General features: G+C 61.5%; 19 protein-coding genes. 4 read left to right on the forward strand and 15 right to left on the reverse strand.

What is annotated here, in order from left to right; translation table 11 throughout:
- Nucleotides 1–7 precede the first annotated feature (7 nt).
- Entirely contained in the window at nucleotides 8–898 is an 891-nt protein-coding gene (locus O148_RS14180; RefSeq protein ID WP_051619703.1) for a universal stress protein, read from the reverse strand.
- 15 nt (nucleotides 899–913) lie between these two features.
- Entirely contained in the window at nucleotides 914–2,275 is a 1,362-nt protein-coding gene (locus tag O148_RS0101855; protein ID WP_035744447.1) for a flavin monoamine oxidase family protein, read from the reverse strand.
- A gap of 133 nt (nucleotides 2,276–2,408) precedes the next feature.
- Here O148_RS0101855 and O148_RS0101860 point away from each other — a divergent pair, with 133 nt between their 5' ends.
- Entirely contained in the window at nucleotides 2,409–3,074 is a 666-nt protein-coding gene (locus O148_RS0101860) for a TetR/AcrR family transcriptional regulator (protein WP_026529572.1), read from the forward strand.
- A gap of 3 nt (nucleotides 3,075–3,077) precedes the next feature.
- Here the strand turns inward: O148_RS0101860 and O148_RS17675 are convergent, their stop codons facing one another.
- Nucleotides 3,078–3,251, reverse strand: coding sequence for an SPOR domain-containing protein (locus O148_RS17675; protein WP_157374459.1), 174 nt, complete (start codon nucleotides 3,249–3,251; stop codon nucleotides 3,078–3,080).
- A gap of 73 nt (nucleotides 3,252–3,324) precedes the next feature.
- On the opposite strand from O148_RS17675, the gene map reads away from it, so the two are divergent.
- A complete protein-coding gene (gene map / locus O148_RS0101870) occupies nucleotides 3,325–4,203 on the forward strand; it encodes a type I methionyl aminopeptidase (RefSeq protein WP_026529573.1) in 879 nt (292 codons plus the stop codon).
- Between the two features lie 35 nt (nucleotides 4,204–4,238).
- Nucleotides 4,239–5,048: a polyphosphate--glucose phosphotransferase gene (gene ppgK / locus O148_RS0101875; RefSeq protein ID WP_026529574.1), complete on the forward strand. Its 810-nt coding sequence runs from the start codon at nucleotides 4,239–4,241 to the stop codon at nucleotides 5,046–5,048.
- Between the two features lie 140 nt (nucleotides 5,049–5,188).
- Here ppgK and nrdR read toward each other — a convergent pair whose 3' ends face one another.
- Entirely contained in the window at nucleotides 5,189–5,686 is a 498-nt protein-coding gene (gene nrdR / locus O148_RS0101880; RefSeq protein ID WP_026529575.1) for a transcriptional regulator NrdR, read from the reverse strand.
- A 235-nt stretch (nucleotides 5,687–5,921) separates the two neighbouring features.
- Here nrdR and O148_RS0101885 point away from each other — a divergent pair, with 235 nt between their 5' ends.
- Complete coding sequence (locus tag O148_RS0101885; protein ID WP_026529576.1) at nucleotides 5,922–7,568, forward strand: HNH endonuclease signature motif containing protein; 1,647 nt, start codon at nucleotides 5,922–5,924, stop codon at nucleotides 7,566–7,568.
- Nucleotides 7,569–7,665: 97 nt separating this feature from the next.
- On the opposite strand, the gene hisD is transcribed toward O148_RS0101885, so the two are convergent.
- The 11 genes from hisD to ftsZ all read right to left on the reverse strand — a co-directional run bounded on the left by hisD (nucleotide 7,666) and on the right by ftsZ (nucleotide 19,182).
- Nucleotides 7,666–9,018, reverse strand: coding sequence for a histidinol dehydrogenase (gene hisD, locus O148_RS0101890; RefSeq protein ID WP_026529577.1), 1,353 nt, complete (start codon nucleotides 9,016–9,018; stop codon nucleotides 7,666–7,668).
- 23 nt (nucleotides 9,019–9,041) lie between these two features.
- Nucleotides 9,042–12,515, reverse strand: coding sequence for a DNA polymerase III subunit alpha (gene dnaE / locus O148_RS0101895; protein WP_240470773.1), 3,474 nt, complete (start codon nucleotides 12,513–12,515; stop codon nucleotides 9,042–9,044).
- A gap of 106 nt (nucleotides 12,516–12,621) precedes the next feature.
- Entirely contained in the window at nucleotides 12,622–13,152 is a 531-nt protein-coding gene (locus tag O148_RS0101900) for a hypothetical protein (protein WP_026529579.1), read from the reverse strand.
- A 5-nt stretch (nucleotides 13,153–13,157) separates the two neighbouring features.
- Complete coding sequence (locus O148_RS0101905; RefSeq protein WP_026529580.1) at nucleotides 13,158–14,057, reverse strand: RluA family pseudouridine synthase; 900 nt, start codon at nucleotides 14,055–14,057, stop codon at nucleotides 13,158–13,160.
- Nucleotides 14,058–14,086: 29 nt separating this feature from the next.
- Entirely contained in the window at nucleotides 14,087–14,614 is a 528-nt protein-coding gene (gene lspA, locus O148_RS14185; RefSeq protein WP_051619705.1) for a signal peptidase II, read from the reverse strand.
- Between the two features lie 88 nt (nucleotides 14,615–14,702).
- The gene (locus O148_RS0101915; protein WP_026529581.1) at nucleotides 14,703–15,377 is read right to left on the reverse strand and encodes a DivIVA domain-containing protein; all 675 of its coding nucleotides are present in this window, start codon (nucleotides 15,375–15,377) and stop codon (nucleotides 14,703–14,705) included.
- 167 nt (nucleotides 15,378–15,544) lie between these two features.
- Complete coding sequence (locus O148_RS0101920) at nucleotides 15,545–15,835, reverse strand: YggT family protein (RefSeq protein WP_026529582.1); 291 nt, start codon at nucleotides 15,833–15,835, stop codon at nucleotides 15,545–15,547.
- A gap of 98 nt (nucleotides 15,836–15,933) precedes the next feature.
- On the reverse strand, nucleotides 15,934–16,425 hold the full coding sequence (locus O148_RS0101925; RefSeq protein ID WP_026529583.1) for a cell division protein SepF: 492 nt from the start codon (nucleotides 16,423–16,425) through the stop codon (nucleotides 15,934–15,936).
- A 49-nt stretch (nucleotides 16,426–16,474) separates the two neighbouring features.
- Nucleotides 16,475–17,239 (reverse strand): YggS family pyridoxal phosphate-dependent enzyme, encoded by a 765-nt coding sequence (locus tag O148_RS0101930; protein ID WP_026529584.1) that lies wholly within the window; start codon nucleotides 17,237–17,239, stop codon nucleotides 16,475–16,477.
- Nucleotides 17,236–17,937 (reverse strand): purine nucleoside phosphorylase YfiH/LACC1 family protein, encoded by a 702-nt coding sequence (locus O148_RS0101935; protein WP_026529585.1) that lies wholly within the window; start codon nucleotides 17,935–17,937, stop codon nucleotides 17,236–17,238. Before O148_RS0101935 ends, O148_RS0101930 begins: the two co-directional genes overlap by 4 nt.
- Before the next feature lie 6 nt (nucleotides 17,938–17,943).
- Entirely contained in the window at nucleotides 17,944–19,182 is a 1,239-nt protein-coding gene (ftsZ, locus tag O148_RS0101940; RefSeq protein ID WP_026529586.1) for a cell division protein FtsZ, read from the reverse strand.
- Nucleotides 19,183–19,429: the final 247 nt, after the last annotated feature.

Consider the following 19,429-nt stretch of genomic DNA (forward strand, 5'->3'; position numbering starts at 1 on the left):
TGAGATCCTATTCTGTACTGCGCGGGGGCGCGTCGGCATTTTCACCGGAACGCGTGCGGTAGGAACGTGGGACGGCAACCAGCGGTACGGGCAGTTCGCGCAGAATGCGGTGTGCGGTGGAGCCCATGAAGAGCTTCCCGCGGGTTGCCAGACGGCTCGAGCCGACGATCGCAATTTCAGTGGGTTGCCAGTCAAGACTCTCAACGGCGTCCTCGATGTCTTTGCCGGTGGCCGAAACGGTCTCGGTTTCCACATTCAACGGCTCCACCAAGGAATGCAGGAGTTCATCCGAGCGGCGGCGTGCCGCTTCAATATCGGCCGCGGTCTGTTTACGCGAGTCGACCGGTAGCAAGGAAATCAGGCGGAGCGGAATGCCCCGCCTTCCAGCCGTGGCCGCCGCGGTATCTACGACGGCGCGTGCCCCCTTGAGTGCCCCGACAAAGGCCGATACCCGGGTCATCTCGCCGTGACCGCTGAAGCCGTGCGGCGCCATCGCGACCGGAACTTGCGATGCGTGAAGCAGCGCATTCGCAGTCGAGCCAATCGTGAAGCGGTCCTTGAGCCCGCGGGCGTCTGCACCGACCACGATAACGGCAGAATCGGTATCAATACTGACTCGCAGGAGCCCCTGTGCTTCGCTTCGCGCACCGACGACTACCACTTGCGCGTCGGTATCTTCGGGCAACGACGCCAGCACCTCGCCAGCCCACTCGTTGATTTGTTGGCTGACCACATTCTGATAGTCCACTTCACCGGGTAGCGCAGACTGGAGAGCCGAGGGCTGCGGCGCGACCATGACAAGGTCCAGTTCGGTCTTGGTCCCTTGCGCTAAGAACTGGGCCAGCCGGACAACTTCGCGGCCGCGCTGATCTGCGGTGTAGCCTACGGTGAATTTCATGGTTCTCGCTCTCCCTCACAACAGTTGATGGTGTACGCGCTCCGCGACCGCGGCGCCCATCCGGATAGCCCCATCGACGTGCTGATAGCCCTCGCCAGCCAGATCCGAAGAGCACCAAAAGATGGGGCCCACCGGATCGTGCTGGTGTGCTCCATATCGGTGCAGTCCGCCCAGGTCATAGCTGGTGGCGTACGCGCCGCGAGTCCACTCTTCGCTGCCCCAATCCGATTCGTAGTACACATCGGGGGTGAGTGCTTGATCGCCAAGATAGTTCGCAATGCTCGCTAAAATGGCCGCTTGGCGTTCTGCGGCGTCAAGGGCGAACATCGCATCTGCTTTCTCATCGGAGACAAAGCCCACAAGAGTGCCGCGCTCGTCCCCGTGCAGGGTGTTGTCATAAACCTCTTGCACCAATTGCGACGGAGAGAACCCGGTTCCGGATAGTCCATTATTGCGCCAGAACGGGGTCGGGTAAACGGCGTGCACCTTGATCACGAGCCCCATGGACTGGTGTTGGTGCATTTGGTGTTGCAATCGGGGAAGCGCCGGAACATAGCTAATACGCGAATAGAGATTCGGCGGAACGGCGACGATCACTTTCTTGGCAACCACGGTGACATTGGCACCTACGGCCCGAACGCCGTCGTTCATCCATTCCAAGCGAAGCACCGGATTGGCGAGGTAAATGTTGCCCGCACCCACGTCCATGGCCAGGCGTTCGCTCACCGATTGCATGCCGCCGACCACGCGCCGGTCGAGAATGAAGTCCTCATCGACCAGGTGGGAGAAGCTGCCTGCGGACGCGGCCATCAGGACGGCCTGGAGCGCGGAGAAGGAGTGGTCCGGTTTGGTGAGCATGCCGCCGGCAATGAAGAGACCGATGTTGGTGCAGGCGGCCTCGCTGTCGGAGACGGTGCGCAGCCAGGAGTGGAAGGAGATTGTGTCCAGTGCGCGGGCGTCGGGGTGTTCCCACGGGCGCTGGGGATCCATCTGCGCGGCGAGGCGGTCGAGTTCGGCGATCAGCCGGTCCATCTCGCGCTGGGTGTGTTCATCGGTGGGGAAGGTGTCGCCGACGTATTCGGTGCGGGTGCCATCCTCGGCGATGAAGACCGATTTGCCGTCGCGGTAGCGGGGGTAGGTTTGAATGCCAAAGTCGTTCAGGAGCGCGAGGAGCGCGGATTGGTCTGGGGACACCCACTGACCGCCGATTTCTAGGGTGGCGCCGTCAATGTCCTTGGTCCAGGTCCGGCCGCCCACCCGGTCGCGGGACTCGAGCACCGCGACGCTGCGGCCCTTGAGCGTCAGTTCCCGGGCGGCCATGAGGCCAGCAGGCCCGGCGCCAATGACTACGACGTCGCGTTCGATGGTGTCCACCATGGTTCCTCTCGCGGATGCTCGGGACGTGACAATAAATGAATGTCATTCATATAATGAGAACAAGCGTAGCGTACCGATGCGATACTTGGGAAGTGCCAGCAATGAAGTCGAGGAAGAATGGGGGGGCCAGGCCGTGAGCAGTGCAACTACTGGCCGTAAGGCAGGGCGGCCGATCGGCACGGTGCTCACACAGGAATCGATTGCCCGCGCCGCCATAAAAAGGGTCTCATCCCAGGGGTACCAGACGCTCACCATGCCTGCGCTTGCCAAAGACCTTTCGGTCGCCGCATCCGCGCTCTATAACCACGTCTCTTCCAAGCAGGACGTGCTGCTTCTCATGCAGGACGCGATTATGAGCGAGGTGGACACTTCCGCACTCGGCACGGCACCGCTGGACGACGCGCTCACCGCGTGGGCGCGCTCCTACAAGGATGTTTTTGCCGCTCACACACCGCTGATTCCGCTCATCGCGGTGATGCCGATCCGCAACGCGCCGGCCACGCTAGACATGTATGAGAAAGTTGCCGCCGCATTTGCCCGAGACGGCTGGCCCGTCGAGTCAATTGCTCCGGCGATTGTGGCGTTGGAGTCGTTTATTTTCGGTTCGGCGTTTGACGCTACCGCCCCGGCAGACATTTTTGACCTGGGCGAGGAAAGCGAAACGGCCCCGGAATTTTCCGAGGCCGTCCGGGCGCTGAATCGCCATCGCGATCCGGCAGCCGAGGCATTTGAGCGCGGACTGCGCGCGCTCTTGAGCGGGTTGCGGGCGTCCCGCGCCGAGGAACGGCCCGCCTGCTAAGTATTAGCTGTCCGCTTCGTCTTCCTTATCCCAGCGCTCGGTGTTCTCCCGCACTTTCTCCGGCGCATGCTCCGCCTCTTCACGAGTTTCGTACGGCCCCAATAGTTGGCTCCAGTCCGATTGCGCGCCGACTTCCACCTTTTTGGTGATCATGTTGTACCAGAATTCCTCGGCCATGAGGTTCTCCTTATCGTCTCGCTGTGCGTTCAAGAATTGATACCAACGCCTGCTGGCTCTTAGGATCGATACTATGCCGATCCCGACCCAACATGCACCCTTGGGCACGCTCGTGCCCGGCGCGATAGCGCCACCGCTTTCTGTACCCGCGAATATCGCAAGGCCGGAGTATGTCGGCAAGGACGCGCCGTCGAAATTCACCGGCTCTGAAGTCAAGAGTGCGGAAACCATCGAAAAAATCCGGGTGGCAAGCAAAATCGCCGCACAGGCGATCCAAGAGGTGGGCCGCGCGATTGCACCGGGCGTGACCACCAATGAGCTCGACGTGATCGGCCACAACTTCCTGATCGATCACGAGGCTTATCCTTCGACGCTGGGTTACCGCGGGTTCCCGAAGTCGCTGTGCTCCTCGATCAACGAGGTCATTTGCCACGGCATCCCCGATAGCACCGTGTTGCAAGACGGCGACATTATCAACATCGACATCACCGCATACATTGATGGCGTGCACGGCGACACCAACTACACGTTCCTTGTGGGCGATGTCGACGAGGAGTCCCGGCTCCTGGTGGAGCGGACCAAGGAGTCGCTCAATCGCGGGATCAAGGTGGTCGCGCCGGGACGGCAATTCAACGTGATTGGCCGCGCGATCGAGTCCTACGCGAAACGCTTCGGCTATGGCGTGGTCCGTGATTTCACCGGGCACGGAGTCGGCGAGGCCTTCCACACCGGGCTGATTATTCCGCACTATGACGCGGCGCCCGCCTACTCGCGCGAAATCGAGGAAGGCATGGTGTTTACTATTGAACCGATGCTGACGCTGGGATCGATCGAGTGGGACATGTGGGAGGACGGCTGGACCGCGCTCACCCGGGACCGCAAACGCACCGCGCAGTTCGAGCACACGCTACTGGTGACCGCGAACGGCGCCGAAATTCTGACCCTTCCCTAAAAACCTACCGCTAGCACTCACGTGAGGACCCCCTGATGGCAAAAAAGCACGCGAAAGACCCCAAGAAGGGCCTGCCGCTAGTGATCGGAATCGACTTCGGCGGCACCGGCATTAAGGGCGGTATTGTCGATTTGCGCAAGGGCAAAATGGTCGGCGAACGTTTCCGCATCGACACGCCGAAGCCCGCGACCCCGGAGGCCGTGGCCGAGACCGTGGAGAAGATTGTCGCCGAGCTGGTTTCCCGGGACGCCGGAACCACTGACACCACACCGGTCGGCATGACCTTCCCGGGCATCGTCAAGCACGGCGTGGCGCACTCGGCGGCCAATATCGATAAGTCCTGGCTCGAGGTGGACATTGACAAGCTCATCACCGACCGCTTGGGACGCAGCGTCCATGTGATTAACGACGCCGATGCCGCCGGGCTCGCGGAAGCTCGCTATGGCGCGGGCAAGGGTATTCCCGGCTCTGTCATGGTGATCACCTTGGGCACCGGGATCGGCTCCGCGATGATCTTCAATTCGCAGTTGGTTCCGAATTTCGAGTTGGGTCACCTGGAAATCGACGGGTTTGACGCCGAATCCAAAGCTTCCGCCGTCGCGCGCGAGCGAGAAGAGCTGACCTGGGATGAGTACGCGGTCCGGCTACAGCGCTATTTTTCCACGGTCGAGTTCTTGTTCTCCCCGGACCTGTTCATTGTCGGCGGCGGTATCTCCAAGCGCAGCGAGGACTTCCTGCCGAAGCTCGAGCTCAAGACCAAGATCATCCCGGCCGAGTTGCGCAACAACGCCGGCATTGTGGGCGCGGCGCTGGAGGTCGCGATTTCGGAAGGCCTCACCGAATAGCCTTCTCGTCTATGTAGCGCGACACGCCGAGGAAACTCCAGTTTCGTCGGCGTGTCGCGCTACATAGATTTGACGTTGGTGCCGGTGGTGGTTTCGGCTTCCCCTCCGCAACCACCACCGGAGTCTTTGTGTGCCGCTAGCTAGCGGACGTCGAGCGGCAACTGGATGCCCGATGGCATCGTGGAGCGGCGACCGGCCTCGGCGCGCAGCGTTTCAATCGCATTCTCGAAGTCTTCGAGCGACTCGAAGTCCTGGTAAACACTCGCAAAACGCAAGTACGCAATTTGGTCGAGGCGCTGGAGCGGCTTCAAGATTTCCAGGCCCACGGCGTGCGCATCGATTTCGGCAATACCGCTCGCGCGGATCGATTCTTCGACGTCCTGGGCGAGAATCGCGAGGTCATCCTCGGAAACCGGGCGACCCTGGCACGCCTTACGCACCCCATTAATGATTTTGGAGCGGCTAAACGGCTCACTCACACCGGAGCGCTTATTGACGGTCAGGCTCGTAGTTTCTATGGTGCTGAATCGGCGGTCACACTCGGGGCACAGCCTACGCCGACGAATGGCACTTCCATCATCGACCAGGCGCGAATCGACAACCCGGGAATCGGGATTCCGGCAAAACGGACAATACATGCCAATCCCTTTCTGTGACGGAACACTCAACTCCCATATTAGAACTACATGTGGGGAAACTACAAGCCTGTCATTACTACATGTTGTGGTTTGAGGGGCGCGAATCGAGTTCCCGAGAGTATTTCGTCAGAGGCGTGAAACCGCACCGCCTGAAGGCATGCAAAATAGTACTAATGTCTTATGTTTAACTTTTCAAAAAGTTTGCATTAGTACATTTTTACGGTATAGTTAACACATGGACGACGATCTGCACCAGCACACACCCCGGGAGCAAGACTCCCCCGGTGCTCGCGTGCCGCGCGCTGACTCGCAATCTGTCCATATCCCCACGGTAGAACCCGGCTCTGACAATGAGTTTTTTGAGCCAACAGCCCCGGAAAAGCTTGAGCGTTCGGCACTCGGGGCCGAATTTGAGCTCCTCGAAGCGCGGCAACGCCTGCTTGAGTTGAGCAAGCGCCTCACCACCCAGAGCGCCGGAATGTCGCGCCGCGAATTGACCTCGTTGATGATGGAAGCTGAGGCGCTCTCCCGGGCAACCCAGTCGCTGCAAATTGTGCTCGCTGGCGCGGCCGAACGGGAGCGCGTCGCCGCCAATCCCCTGGGAAATAGCTTCGGCTGGGACTCCGAGCCCAAGAACCCGCAGTACCGCAATCAGGCCGAGTTCATGGTGGACACACTTCGCATCCCTCGTAAAGAAGCCAACATGCGCATGAAGGTGGCTCGCTGCATCTTCACCAAACCCGGCATGTCCACCGAAGGATCGGCGATACCGCAACCGCTGTTGGCCAAAGCAATCTTGAGCGGCGAGGTCAACCTCGAATCGGCCAGCCTCATCGCCCGCACCGTGAAAAGCATCGACGCACTACCAGCGCCATCTCCTTTTGAGCAGACTCAAGACGCCACTCCGGATTCACCCCAGAACGCCTACACGCCACAAGAATGGGCCCGTGAATCCGAGCGCCACCTCTGCGAGAATGCCACCCAATTTGGCCCGGACCTCTTGCGAAAGCTGGCCAAAAAACTCGAAATTCTGGCCGACCCCGACGGCAGCGAACCCACCGAACGGTTTCTCGCCCAGAAACAGGGTGCCTTCTACCTCGGATTCGAGCAGAACCTCCATTCGGTCCTCTTGCGCATGACGCAAAAGCAGTTCGAGATATACCGCACCAAGACCGAAGCAGCGATCGCTCCCCCGCCACGCTCGGCAAACACGAGGGACAATCGGGGCGAGCACAACCCGTATGCGACGCCCGGCACCTCGGACGCCGCTCGCTCGTCGATGGGCATTGAGCCCACCTATCCGCAAAAAGTCCTGCAAGCGTTCATCGGGCTCCTAGACACCGCGGAACTGGAATTCAGTGCCCAGGGCCAGCGCTCCACGATTCTCGCGACAATCGACTACGAGAGCCTCTTCGCTAGGGCCGCGCAAGATAGCCCCGGTCTCTTCCAGCATTCGGGTGCCGTGTCCGCTTCGCTCCTGCGAGAAATGGCCTGTGAAGCCGACATTATGCCGATTGTTTTGAATGGCGCATCCGAACCGCTCGACATAGGCCGCGCCAAACGCCTCTTCACCCGTTCACAGCGCATGGCACTCGCGGCACGCGACCAAGGCTGTATTTTCCCCGGCTGCACCGCGCCGCTCGGCATCTGCGAATCACACCACGTCAAACATTGGAAAGCGCACGGCGGCAAAACCAACGTGAACAACGGGGCACTGCTCTGCCCCTACCATCACCACGTCATCCACAAAGGCGTTTGGGTGCTCCGCGTCATCGACAATCTACCGTGGGTGATCCCGCCGCCCTGGATCGATCTCGACCAGCGCCCCACTCGCAACACCTACTTCACCCTCGGCGACGCGCACGCGCGCGAGGCGGGATAGCAAAAGAAGGTAACCCGCAGGTGTGAGTGGATGCGGGAGCGGGCCACCGAACTGCTTGCCCGGCCGAGAAAACCTGGCAGAAACTGCGCGGCGAGAATTAGTTGCCGTTCTGATCAAACCGAATGGCCACCGCACGCGCGTGCGCCGGCAAATACTCGGCCTCCGCGAGATGTTCGACGGCGCCCATCACCTCAAGGAGCGCATCCTGGGAATACTGGATGGTTTGGATGGCCTTGAGGAATGTCGTGGTGTTCAGGCCCGAGGCAAAGGCCGCGGTTCCCGAGGTTGGAAGCACGTGGTTCGATCCGGCCGCGTAATCGCCCAAACTCACCGGCGCATAGTTACCAATGAAGACCGCACCGGCGCTGGTGATCCGGCTAGCGACGCCCTCAGCATCCTCCGTCTGGATTTCCAGGTGCTCGGCACCATAGGCGTTCGCCACGTCGATGCCCTGCTCGATCGAATCCACCATAATGACCGCAGACTGGGTCCCGGAGAGTGCCTGGGTAATGCGCTCCTGGTTTTTCTGAGCCGGGATCTGCCTGGCAAGTTCCGCCCGAACGGCCTCGGCAAGCGGAGTCGAGGGGGTGATGAGGACCGCGCCGGCATTGGGGTCGTGCTCGGCCTGCGATATCAGGTCGGCGGCAACGTACGCGGGGTTTGCCGCGTCATCGGCCAGAATGGCGATCTCGGTGGCACCGGCCTCGGCGTCGATCCCAACCGCGCCCTGGACCAGTCGCTTCGCCGTCGCCACAAAAACATTGCCGGGCCCGGTGATGACGTCGACCTTGGCTACCGAGCGTGACGGATCGTTGTCCTGGACACCGTAGGCAAATGCGGCGATGGCCTGCGCGCCGCCCATCGCGTACACCTCGTCGATGCCGAGCAGTGCGGCCGTTGCCAAGATGAGCGGGTGCGGCAGCCCGCCGAACTCCCGCTGCGGCGGCGAGGCGAGCGCGATGGAGCCCACACCGGCCGCTTGAGCCGGAACCACATTCATCATGACGGACGACGGGTACACCGCGAGTCCGCCCGGCACATACAGTCCCACGCGGCGCACCGGTACCCACCTCTGTTCGAGCACTGCCCCTGGTGCGACCTCCATCGATGTGTCCGCGGGTGCCTGCGCTTCGGAAAACGCCCGCAACCGCCGGATCGACTCCTCCAGGGCGGCCCTGGTCTCAGCGGGCAGTTCCGCGAGCGCCCTGGTGAGCGCCTCTTGCGGAACCCGCAAGGATTGTTGGGCAACGCCGTCGAACTTCTCCGCATACTCAGCCAGCGCCGCAAAGCCGCGCCCGCGCACCTCGGCGATAATCGACTCGACCGCTTCGGTGACCGTGCCCGCGTTCTGGGCGGCACGCGGCATGGCATGAATCAACTGGTCGTGATCAAGGTTCTGGCCGCGAAGGTCCAGTGTGGCAAGGTCGGGGTACGGGTTCGGTTGACTCACCCGGCTATTTTACGCGGGGCGAGCTAGCGTTCGACACTTTCGGGTCCCAACAAGACTTTGAGGTCGCCGTGCAGCTCCGGGCCGGCGTTGACCCGGAATTGCGGTGGGAGGGACATGGTCCACTCTTTACGCTGACCGGTGACCTTCATCCGCACTTCGACATTGCCCTTGTGATTGCGCAGGATCTCTTCGATGCGCTCCAGAAGTTCCTCGGTGGCCCGGTGTTCGGACAGCCGAATGGTGACCGGCTGGTTTTTGCTTTCGGTCAGTTCCGGCACCGTGAGTTCTTGGGCGCTCAGTGTGATGGAGCCGTCGTCGCGGCGCTGCACCCGCCCGCGCACCGAGACTATGAGGTCATCGGCGAGCACGTCGGCGATCGGACCGTAGGCGGCGCCGAAGAACATGACCTCCATCGAGGCGCCCATGTCCTCGATTTCCAGGCGCGCATACGGGTTTCCGCTATTTTTCGCGATACGGCGCTGCAGACCGGTGATCATGCCGGCAATGGTGACGATCGCGCCGTCTTGCGGACCCTCGGGCGAGATCACGTCGGTGATGGAGTTCGTCGCGAATTCGCTCAGCGCGGTTTCTAGGCCGGAGAGCGGGTGGTCGGAGACGTACAGGCCGAGCATGTCCCGCTCATAGGCGAGTTTCGTTTTTTTGTCCCATTCGGGAAGGTCCGGGACCGTGACGGCGAATCCGGGCGCCTCGCTCAGGCCCACACCCGAAAACAAGTCAAACTGGTTGGCAGCCTCGTTGCGTTTGAGCCCGATCACCGAGTCGACGGCCTCTTCATGGATCATCGCGAGCGGTCGGCGCGCCTGGCCGAGTGAGTCGAAGGCACCGGACTTGATGAGGGACTCCACCGTGCGCTTATTGCACACCGTGGCCGGGACCTTGCGCAAGAAGTCATCAAAGGAGGTGAACGCTCCCTTTTCTTCACGCGTTTCCACAATCGCGTTCACCACGTTAGTGCCGACGTTGCGGATCGCGGCCATGCCGAAGCGGATATCCTCGCCGACCGGGGTGAAGTTCAGGTTGGAATCGTTCACATCCGGCGGCAGCACCGTGATCCCGAGCCGCCGGCACTCGTTGAGGTACACAGCGCTACGGTCTTTGTTGTCCCCCACAGACGTGAGTAGCGCAGCCATGTACTCGGCCGGGAAATGCGCCTTGAGATAGGCGGTCCAGTAGCTCACCAATCCATACGCGGCGGCGTGGGATTTATTGAACCCGTAACTGGAGAACGGAAGGAACGTGTCCCACAGCGCTTGGGCCGCAGCCTCAGAATGGCCGCGTTCTTTCATGCCCGCAAAGAAGAACTCCTGCTGTTTGTCCAGCTCTTCTTTCTTTTTCTTGCCCATGGCGCGTCGCAAAATGTCCGCTTGACCCAAGGAATACCCAGCGAGCTTCTGCGCAATTGCCATGACCTGCTCTTGATACACCAAGAGCCCATAGGTTTCCCCGAGTAATTCATCGAGTTCCTCGGACAGGTCGGGGTGAATGTGCGTGACCGGTTGCTGCCCCTTCTTGCGCAACGCGTAATTCGTGTGGGTATTCGTTCCCATGGGTCCGGGACGGAACAGCGCACCTAGCGCGGTGATGTCGGAGAACTCATCGGGTTGCAGGAGCTTACAAAGTTGTTGGTAACCGCCAGAGTCAAACTGAAACACGCCAAGCGTGTCGCCGCGCGACAAGAGTTCGTAGGAAGCCCTGTCATCGGTCGGCAGGTGCTCCAAGTCCAGGTCAACGTCTTTGTTGAGCTTCACGTTCTCGACGGCGTCGGAAATGATGGTGAGGTTCCGCAGCCCCAAAAAGTCCATCTTGATCAGTCCCAAACCTTCACAGGTGGGGTAATCAAACTGAGTGATGATCTGGCCGTCTTGTTCGCGCTTCATGAGCGGAATAATGTCGATGAGCGGGTCAGAGGACATGATCACACCGGCAGCGTGCACGCCCCACTGTCGCTTGAGTCCTTCGAGACCTTTCGCCGTTTCAAAAACTTTTTCGGCTTCCGGGTCGCTGCCTAAAAGCTCGCGCATCTCGTTGGCTTCGGAGTAGCGCTTGGCTTCCTTGTTAAAGATGTCCTGGAGACTGACCCCTTTGCCTTGCTCTTCCGGGGGCATCGCCTTGGTCAACCGCTCCCCCATGGAGAACGGGTAGCCCATCACGCGCGAGGCGTCCTTGAGTGCCTGCTTGGACTTAATGGTGCCGTAGGTGACGATCATCGCGACGCGCTCATCGCCATACTTCTCGGTCACATACTTAATCACTTCGCCGCGGCGCCGATCGTCAAAGTCGACGTCGAAGTCGGGCATGGAGACGCGCTCGGGGTTCAAGAAACGCTCGAAGATGAGCCCGTGCTGCAGAGGGTCGAGGTCGGTGATGCGCATGGCGTAGGCAACCATCGATCCGGCGCCGGAGCCGCGCCCGGGGCCTACCCGGATTCCGTTCTCTTTGGCCCAGTTGATGAAGTCGGCAACCACCAAGAAGTAACCGGGGAAGCCCATCTGGGTGATCACCCCGACCTCGAATTCCGCCTGTTTGCGCACCTCGTCCGGGATGCCGCCCGGGAAGCGATAGTGCAGCCCCTTTTCCACTTCCTTGACGAACCAGGACTGCTCGTCTTCGCCCTCGGGCACGGGGAAGCGCGGCATGTAGCTGGCCGAGGTATTGAACTCCACATCACACCGCTCGGCGATGAGCAGGGTGTTATCGCAGGCCTCCGGGAAGTCGGAGAAGAGCGCGCGCATCTCGGCAGGGGACTTCAGGTAGAACTCGTCGGCGTCGAACTTGAAACGTTTCGGGTCATTCAAATTGGACCCGGATTGCACGCACAGGAGCGCCGCGTGCGCCTCGGCGTCCTCGGGGTGCGTGTAGTGCAGGTCATTGGTGACCACCATCGGCATGTTCAACTCGCGCGCCAGCTTCACCAAATCTTCCTGCACGCCGCGCTCAATATCGAGCCCGTGATCCATCAGCTCGCAGTAAAAATTGTCCCGGCCGAAAATGTCCTGAAACTCGCTGGCGGCTTGGCGCGCCGCATCGTATTGCCCCAACCGCAGTTTGGTTTGCACTTCCCCGGAGGCACACCCGGTGGTCGCAATAATGCCCTTGCCGTAGGTTTGCAGCAGCTCGCGGTCCATGCGCGGCTTGTACAAGAATCCCTCGATCGAGGCGAGCGAGGACATCCGAAACAAATTGTGCATCCCGGCGGTGTTCTCGGCCCACATGGTCATGTGCGTGTAGGCACCGGCGCCGGACACGTCATTGCGTCCGCCGTCCCCCCACTTCACACGGGTCTTATCCGAGCGCGCGGTCCCCGGCGTCAAATACGCTTCCACGCCCACGATCGGCTTGATCCCGGCCGAGCGCGCCTTGGACCAAAAGTCGAACGCGCCGAAAATGAAGCCGTGGTCGGTCGTGGCGAGGGCGTTCATCCCCAACTGCTCGGTACGTTCAAACAGCTCCGTCAGTCGCGCCGCACCGTCCAGCATGGAGTATTCGGTGTGGTTGTGAAGATGAACGAAGGAATCAGAACTGGAAGCCACCCCACCAGTCTAAGACCGCGCTCCCCCATCGAGACGTCAAAACACCGTCGGCTTAATCACCCGGGCGCGCCTCGGGCGCATCCACCTCGAAAAACTCGATCTTCGCGGGCTGCTTGGCCAGCGTGTTGCGCAGCATGAGCGCAAACTGCCGGTAGTCGCCCAGCTTCTCGCTCGCCTCCCCGCCCCGTGTGCGCCCCAAATCGAATCGCTCAATGCGGCCCAACCGATTTTGCAGCACGAGCCGGTAGCGCGTGACGTCCACGGCCTCGGGGCTCGTCAACTCCACGACGGCGAGATCCTCATAGCCAAAAAACTGCTCGCCCAACCACAGCCCGTCCTCGCCGATGGCCACCCGAAACGCGGTGTTCGCACTCGCGCTCGCCTTGGTCAGCACCACGAACCCCACCCCGAGCGCCGCCGCGCCCAGCAACGGCACCGCCACGTGCAGCCACGAGTCCGGATCCGTTGCGGCGAAAGCCATCATGTACACCGTCACCGCCGCCAAAATAAGTACGACGGCGATGCTCACCCCAAGCAGCATCGCTCGCCCATGCTTGGGGTGATTGAGCTCAAAGGTATACATCGGGTTTAGTGATCGCCTTCCAGCGCCTCGAGCGCGTAACGCAGATCCTCGGGGTACGGTGCACTAAAGCGCACCTGTTCGCCGCCCCCCGGGTGGGCGAAGCCCAATTCGTAGGCGTGCAGCCATTGGCGGGTCAGGCCGAGTTCGGCGGCGAGCCGCGGGTTGGCGCCATAGGTGAGGTCCCCGGCGAGCGGATGACCGAGCGCGGAAAAGTGCACCCGAATTTGGTGGGTGCGCCCGGTCTCCAGCTTGACGTCAACGAGGCTCGCGCGCCCAAACGCCTCCAGCACCTCATAGTGTGTCACCGCATGGCGGCCGTCCTGCAACACCGCGAACTTCCAGTCGTGGCCGGGGTGGCGTCCGATCGGCGCATCAATGGTGCCCTGGAGCGGATCCGGCAACCCTTGCACCAGTGCGCGGTATTTCTTGTCCACCTCGCGCTCTTTGAACTGCCGTTTCATTTCGGTGTACGCCCGCTCCGATTTCGCCACCACCATCACTCCGGAGGTGCCCACATCCAGCCGGTGCACAATGCCTTGGCGTTCCGGTGCGCCCGAGGTCGAGATCCGAACTCCGGCCCCGGCGAGGGCCCCGACCACCGTCGGTCCCACCCAACCCGGCGAGGGGTGCGCGGCCACGCCGACGGGTTTCGCGATGACGACAATGTCATCGTCTTCAAAGAGAATGTCCAGGCCCTCAAGCCGCACCGGCTTCACTTCTAGAGGGTCTTCGTCCTCCGGTTCACGCACCTGGAGCACCTGGTTCGCTGTGAGCTTTTCCGATTTGCCCAAGGCTACCGCGCCCGAGGTGACCAGCCCGCGAGAGGCCCAAGAGGCCGCCTGGGACCGGGAAATCCCCAAGGCCGAGGCGAGAAAGGCATCCAGGCGAGTACCGCCGTCGTTCATCCCGACCCGTACGGTGCGCGGCTCTTCGCTCACGAACTCGCCTCGGTGGGGGTCTCGGTTTCTTCGCTCTTGCGCTGGCGTTTGCCGTCATAGCCGATACCGAGGAGCGTCAACAGGATGACGAGGCACACGCCGCTCGTCACGCCGACGTCGGCGAAATTGAAGATCGCGAAATTGGGCACCGACACGTAATCCACCACGTAACCCCAACCGCCGCCGGGGGGTTGGAAGAGCCGGTCGGTGAGGTTGCCGAGCGCACCACCCAAGATGAGCCCGAGCGCGATCGCCCAACCGATCGAGCGGACCTTGCGAATAAAGAAGAGGATCGCGGCCGAGGCGATGATCATGATGATCGTGAAGACGATGGTGTAGTCCTCGCCGATGGAGAACGCTGCGCCGGGGTTGCGGATGAAGTACCACTTGAGAAATGGCGGCCAGACGTCGAAGGATTCGCCCTCGGTCATATTGGCCACGACCCACAGTTTCATGAGCTGGTCTGCGGCATAGATGATCACGGCGAACAGGGCGAGCCAGCCAAAAGCGTGGCGTGTTTTCATGCGGGTCCTTGGGCGTAAAAAATGGTGGGCCGAACCGTTTCGGGTTCAGCCCACCATTCTAGCTGTGCTTGGTCAAACGAGCCGGGTCTTAAGAGCTCGAGGACGAGGTGTCCGAGGCGACGGACTTGCGCTCATCCAGGTCACGCAACTGACCCTCGATGTAGGCCTTGAGGCGGCTGCGGTAGTCGCGCTCGAAGCCGCGCAGTTCCTCGACCTTGCGCTCGAGTTCGCCCTTTTGCTGCTCGAGGGCGCCAAGGGTCTTGCGGCTCTTGTCCTGGGCGTCGCGGACGAGGCTGGAGGCCTCAATCTGCGCTTCGGCAATGATCTTGTCGCGTTGCTGAACACCGGCGTTGACGTAATCGTCATGCAGTTGCTGCGCCATGGCCAAGACGTTGGCCGCGGACTCTGCGGACGGGTTCGTACCGCTGCTCGCGGCAGGAGCCGGCGCCGGGGTCGACACTGCGGGCGCCGGAGCGGTAGCGGCAGCCTTGGGCGCCTCTTCCTTCTTGGCTTCGGCAGGAGCGTCCGACTTGCCGGAAGCGGCAACCGGGGCGGGAACGTTCGCGCCGCCGCCTTCCACCTTGGCAAGCTGCGCCTTGGCTTCGGCTAGTTGGGCGCGCAGGTCGTCATTCTCTTTGTAAAGACGGCGCAGTTCGACGACGATCTCATCAAGAAAATCGTCGACTTCGTCCTGATCGTAGCCCTCGCGGAACTTCGTAGGCTGAAAACGCTTATTGACAACGTCTTCTGGCGTTAAGGCCATTAGGTCACCTCATATTGCTTCCATCGGCATTGCCCAGCTTTTGCCAGACCTGTGAATAATGAAGAATCGTACAGCTAAACCATACAACCACGTCACCCTCGAGTATAACTATCTCGGTTGCGTGTTGGTGAAATTAGTGGGAGTGTCTGCGCGAGAATTTTGGCTTGTCACGCCGCAATTGAGCCCAGAATGTTGATCAATATGGTGACGCCGAAGAACAAAATCAAAAATGCCAAATCCAGCGCGGCCCCGCCGATGCGGATCGGTGGGATCACCCGGCGCAACAGTCGCAGCGGAGGGTCGGTCACGGCATAGACAAAGCTCGCGGCCACCAGCGACACGCCCTTGGGTTTCCACCCGCGGGCAAACATTTGCACCAGGTCATAGACGATCCGGACGGTGAGTACCAGCCGGAATACTGCCAGCAGGAATATCAGTATTCCCAAGATCAGTTCCACGTTCTTCGATGCGCCTTCCTGGGGGCAGTCCCCCGTGTGACGTGGGCGTAAAACAAAGGTGGGCCGGCACTCGTGCCGACCCACCTAGGATATAGGGCTTAGCTCTGGTTGAAGAATGCGGCTTTCTTCTCATCCTCTTTGCTGTCCTCGCCGAGCACCTCGACGTAGGCCGGTGAGAGCAAAAACACCTTGTTGGTCACGCGTTCAATGTTGCCATGCAGACCGAATACCAGCCCGGCGGAGAAATCGACGAGGCGCTTCGCGTCGGCTTCACCCATATCGGTCACGTTCATGATCACCGGGATGCCGTCGCGGAAGCTCTCCCCGATTGCCTTGGCGTCATTGTAGGACCGCGGGTGGATGGTGTTGATCTGTCGCAGTTCCATAGCCTGCTCCTTGGCTGACGGGGCACGCTTGATCGGAGTCACGGGGGCACGGTAGTCCTCGTCACGGCGTTCGGCGATCTCGGTGGTGTTCTGCCGCTTTTCCGTCTCGGCCTCGGGGGCTTCGCGGTGGTCTTCGTCGCGGTATTGGTCTTCACCGTCGGCCAAGCCGAGATAGACCATTGTCTTGTGGATAGCGCCGGCCATTGTCGACTCCTTAGCATGTGTGCTGGCGGGTATTGCGTTAGTACTGACGCTAGCGCACCGGCGGGCGGCTCCCGAGGATATCGGAGCCGATTCTTAGGTGTGTCGCGCCATTTTCTATCGCGGCCTGCATGTCTTGGCTCATCCCCGCTGAAACGAAGCTCGCACCCGGGTGCTCGCGCTGCAGCTCGGCCGAATAGCGGTGCAGCCGTTCGAAAGCGCGGTTCGGGTCTTCGCCCAGCGGGGCGACCGCCATCAACCCGACAAGATCGAGTCCCTCCTGACCGGCGATCGCATCAGCGAGGGTCAACATGTCCTCAGGTTTGGCGCCTCCGCGCCCGGGCTCATCGGCTTGGGCGCCCTCGCGCAAATCAAGTTGGATGTATGCCTGGAGCGGCTCGCGCCGCGGCTGCCCGCCGGCCTCGCGCTGCTCGTTCTCGGTCAGGACGGCTTTGGCAAGGGCCTCGGCGAGGGACACGCGGTCAACCGAGTGAACGCTGTGAGCGAACCGGGCGACGGACTTCGCCTTATTGCGTTGCAGCTGGCCGATGAAATGCCAGCGCAGTGCCGTCAAATCCACCACCTCGGCGTGTTTTACTCGAGCCTCTTGTTCCTTGTTCTCACCGATGTCTTGGACACCGAGGCCGTGGAGGGCTCGGACGTCGGAGGCCGGAAAGAACTTCGTGACCACTATCAGCTTTGGCTGAGCTTGCCCTGCCGGTGTGACGTCTTTGATGTGTTTGCGCACCCGAAGCAGATTGGCGCGTAGCTCCTCCACCCGGTGCGGTGCCGCACCGTTGTCGCTGCTGTTCGTCACGGGACCCACACCACCGAAGCCATGCGCCCACCGGTCTTGTTCCGGCGGTAGGAGTAATAGCGTTCATCCTCCAGCGTGCACACATGAGCGTCCATATGTACCGCGACGCCCAGGCGTTCTAACTGCCGCGCGGCCGCGCCGGGTAGATCCAGGCTGGTTGTTCCCCAGCGGGTCGTCGCGGCGATGGACGGGAGTATCCTCTCGGACTCTTGCTGCATGGCCTCGGGCACTTCGTAGCAAGCTGCGCAGATCGCAGGCCCGATCCAGGCGTGAACCTGGGTGGCGTCCGTGTCCGGGCGCGTTGCGCGCAATTCCGCCACGGTGTTGACCAGCACTCCGTCAAGGAGCCCGCGCCGTCCGGCGTGGGCGACAGCGGTACGCGCCGGTTGTCCGTTCGATGCGGGAAGGACGAAGGCGACCGGCAGACAATCGGCGGTGAGAATTCCGAGCGCGGTTCCGTCCTTGTCGGCGAGGATCGCATCCGCCTCGATGCCCTCGTTCGCCTCAGCGGCCGTGACGACTCGTGCCGAATGCACTTGGGACACAAAGGCGATGTCGGCCGTTCCGAGTTCGGCGGCAAGCGATGCGCGACGGCGACGGACGGCATGCGGGTCATCGCCGGTGTGTAAGGCAAGATTGCCGTGGGCGGTGCCGGTAAACGCTACCTTGGCACCGCCCACGGCGTTGATGAGGATCATGAAGAATTACTTGAGGAAATCGGGGACGTCCAACTCTTCGCGGGTCCTGGTGTTCTCTTCGTCGACGTTCTTCGGACGATCCGCCTCCGTGTCCACGGCCGAGGGAACCGGAGTCTGCGGAATCAGCCCGGTCTGCTCGGACGGTTGCGACCAGGCGCTCATACCAGCTGCCGGGGCCGCTGCCGGAGCAGAGACCGGCGCGGCGCTGGGGGCCGGAGCAGCGGTTTCGGTACTCGGTGCGGGCGCCGCACTCGCCGCGGCGGCAGTGTTTGCCTGCGGCGCCTTGGCGCTGGTCATGTCGTTTTGATCGAAACCGGCGGCAATGACCGTGACGCGAGCCTCGTCGCCGAGGGCATCGTCGATGACAGCTCCGAAGATGATGTTCGCTTCGGGGTGGGCGACCTCTTGGACCAGTCGGGCTGCTTCATTGATTTCAAAGAGACCCAAGTCGGAGCCGCCCTGGATGGAGAGCAGGACGCCGTGCGCGCCGTCAATGGACGCTTCCAGGAGCGGAGACGCAATGGCAAGCTCTGCCGCCTTGACCGCACGGTCCTCGCCACTGGCCTTGCCGATACCCATGAGCGCTGAACCTGCACCTTGCATCACGGACTTCACGTCGGCGAAGTCGAGGTTGATCAAGCCCGGCGTTGTGATGAGGTCGGTAATGCCCTGCACACCGGAGAGCAATACCTGATCGGCGGAGTGAAACGCTTCCAGCATGGAGATGTTCGGGTCGCTGATCTGCAAGAGGCGATCGTTCGGGATGACGATGAGCGTATCCACTTCTTCGCGCAAGCGGTCAATGCCGGATTCTGCTTGGGCGGAGCGACGACGGCCCTCGAAGGTGAACGGACGGGTGACGACGCCGATGGTCAGGGCCCCCAGGGAGCGGGCAATGCGGGCTACTACCGGCGCGCCGCCGGTGCCGGTTCCGCCGCCTTCGCCCGCGGTGACAAACACCATGTCTGCTCCGCGAAGAGCCTCTTCGATCTCTTCTTTGTGATCCTCGGCGGCCTTGGAGCCAACCTCGGGGTCTGCGCCCGCGCCCAGGCCGCGGGTGAGCTCGCGGCCAACGTCGAGTTTGACGTCGGCATCGCTCATCAGCAGAGCCTGCGCATCGGTATTGACGGCGATGAACTCTACGCCCTTAAGCCCGACTTCAATCATGCGATTGACGGCATTGACTCCGCCTCCGCCAATACCGACAACCTTGATCACTGCCAAGTAGTTTTGCGGTGTTGCCACTGGTGTGTCCCTTGTTCGTTTCTCATTGTTCGCTTGAGCCGGGGCCCAACAGAGCCCGTTCTCCCACGAACCGTGCGGTTCGCCGACATCCAAACCCTAAAGTTCAACTAGAACGTTAGAGTTATGTCAAGTAACTCTTGATCATTGACGCTATGGTGCGCATCGGTTCTCGGCAATGATCTTGGTGCGCGTGTCGCCATATTCCTTGCCCAAGTATCGACTTGCGGTTCAACCATGCGATGCGCTG

This window comes from Haematomicrobium sanguinis DSM 21259, assembly GCF_000688395.1.
In the GTDB taxonomy this organism is placed as follows: domain Bacteria; phylum Actinomycetota; class Actinomycetes; order Actinomycetales; family Micrococcaceae; genus Haematomicrobium; species Haematomicrobium sanguinis.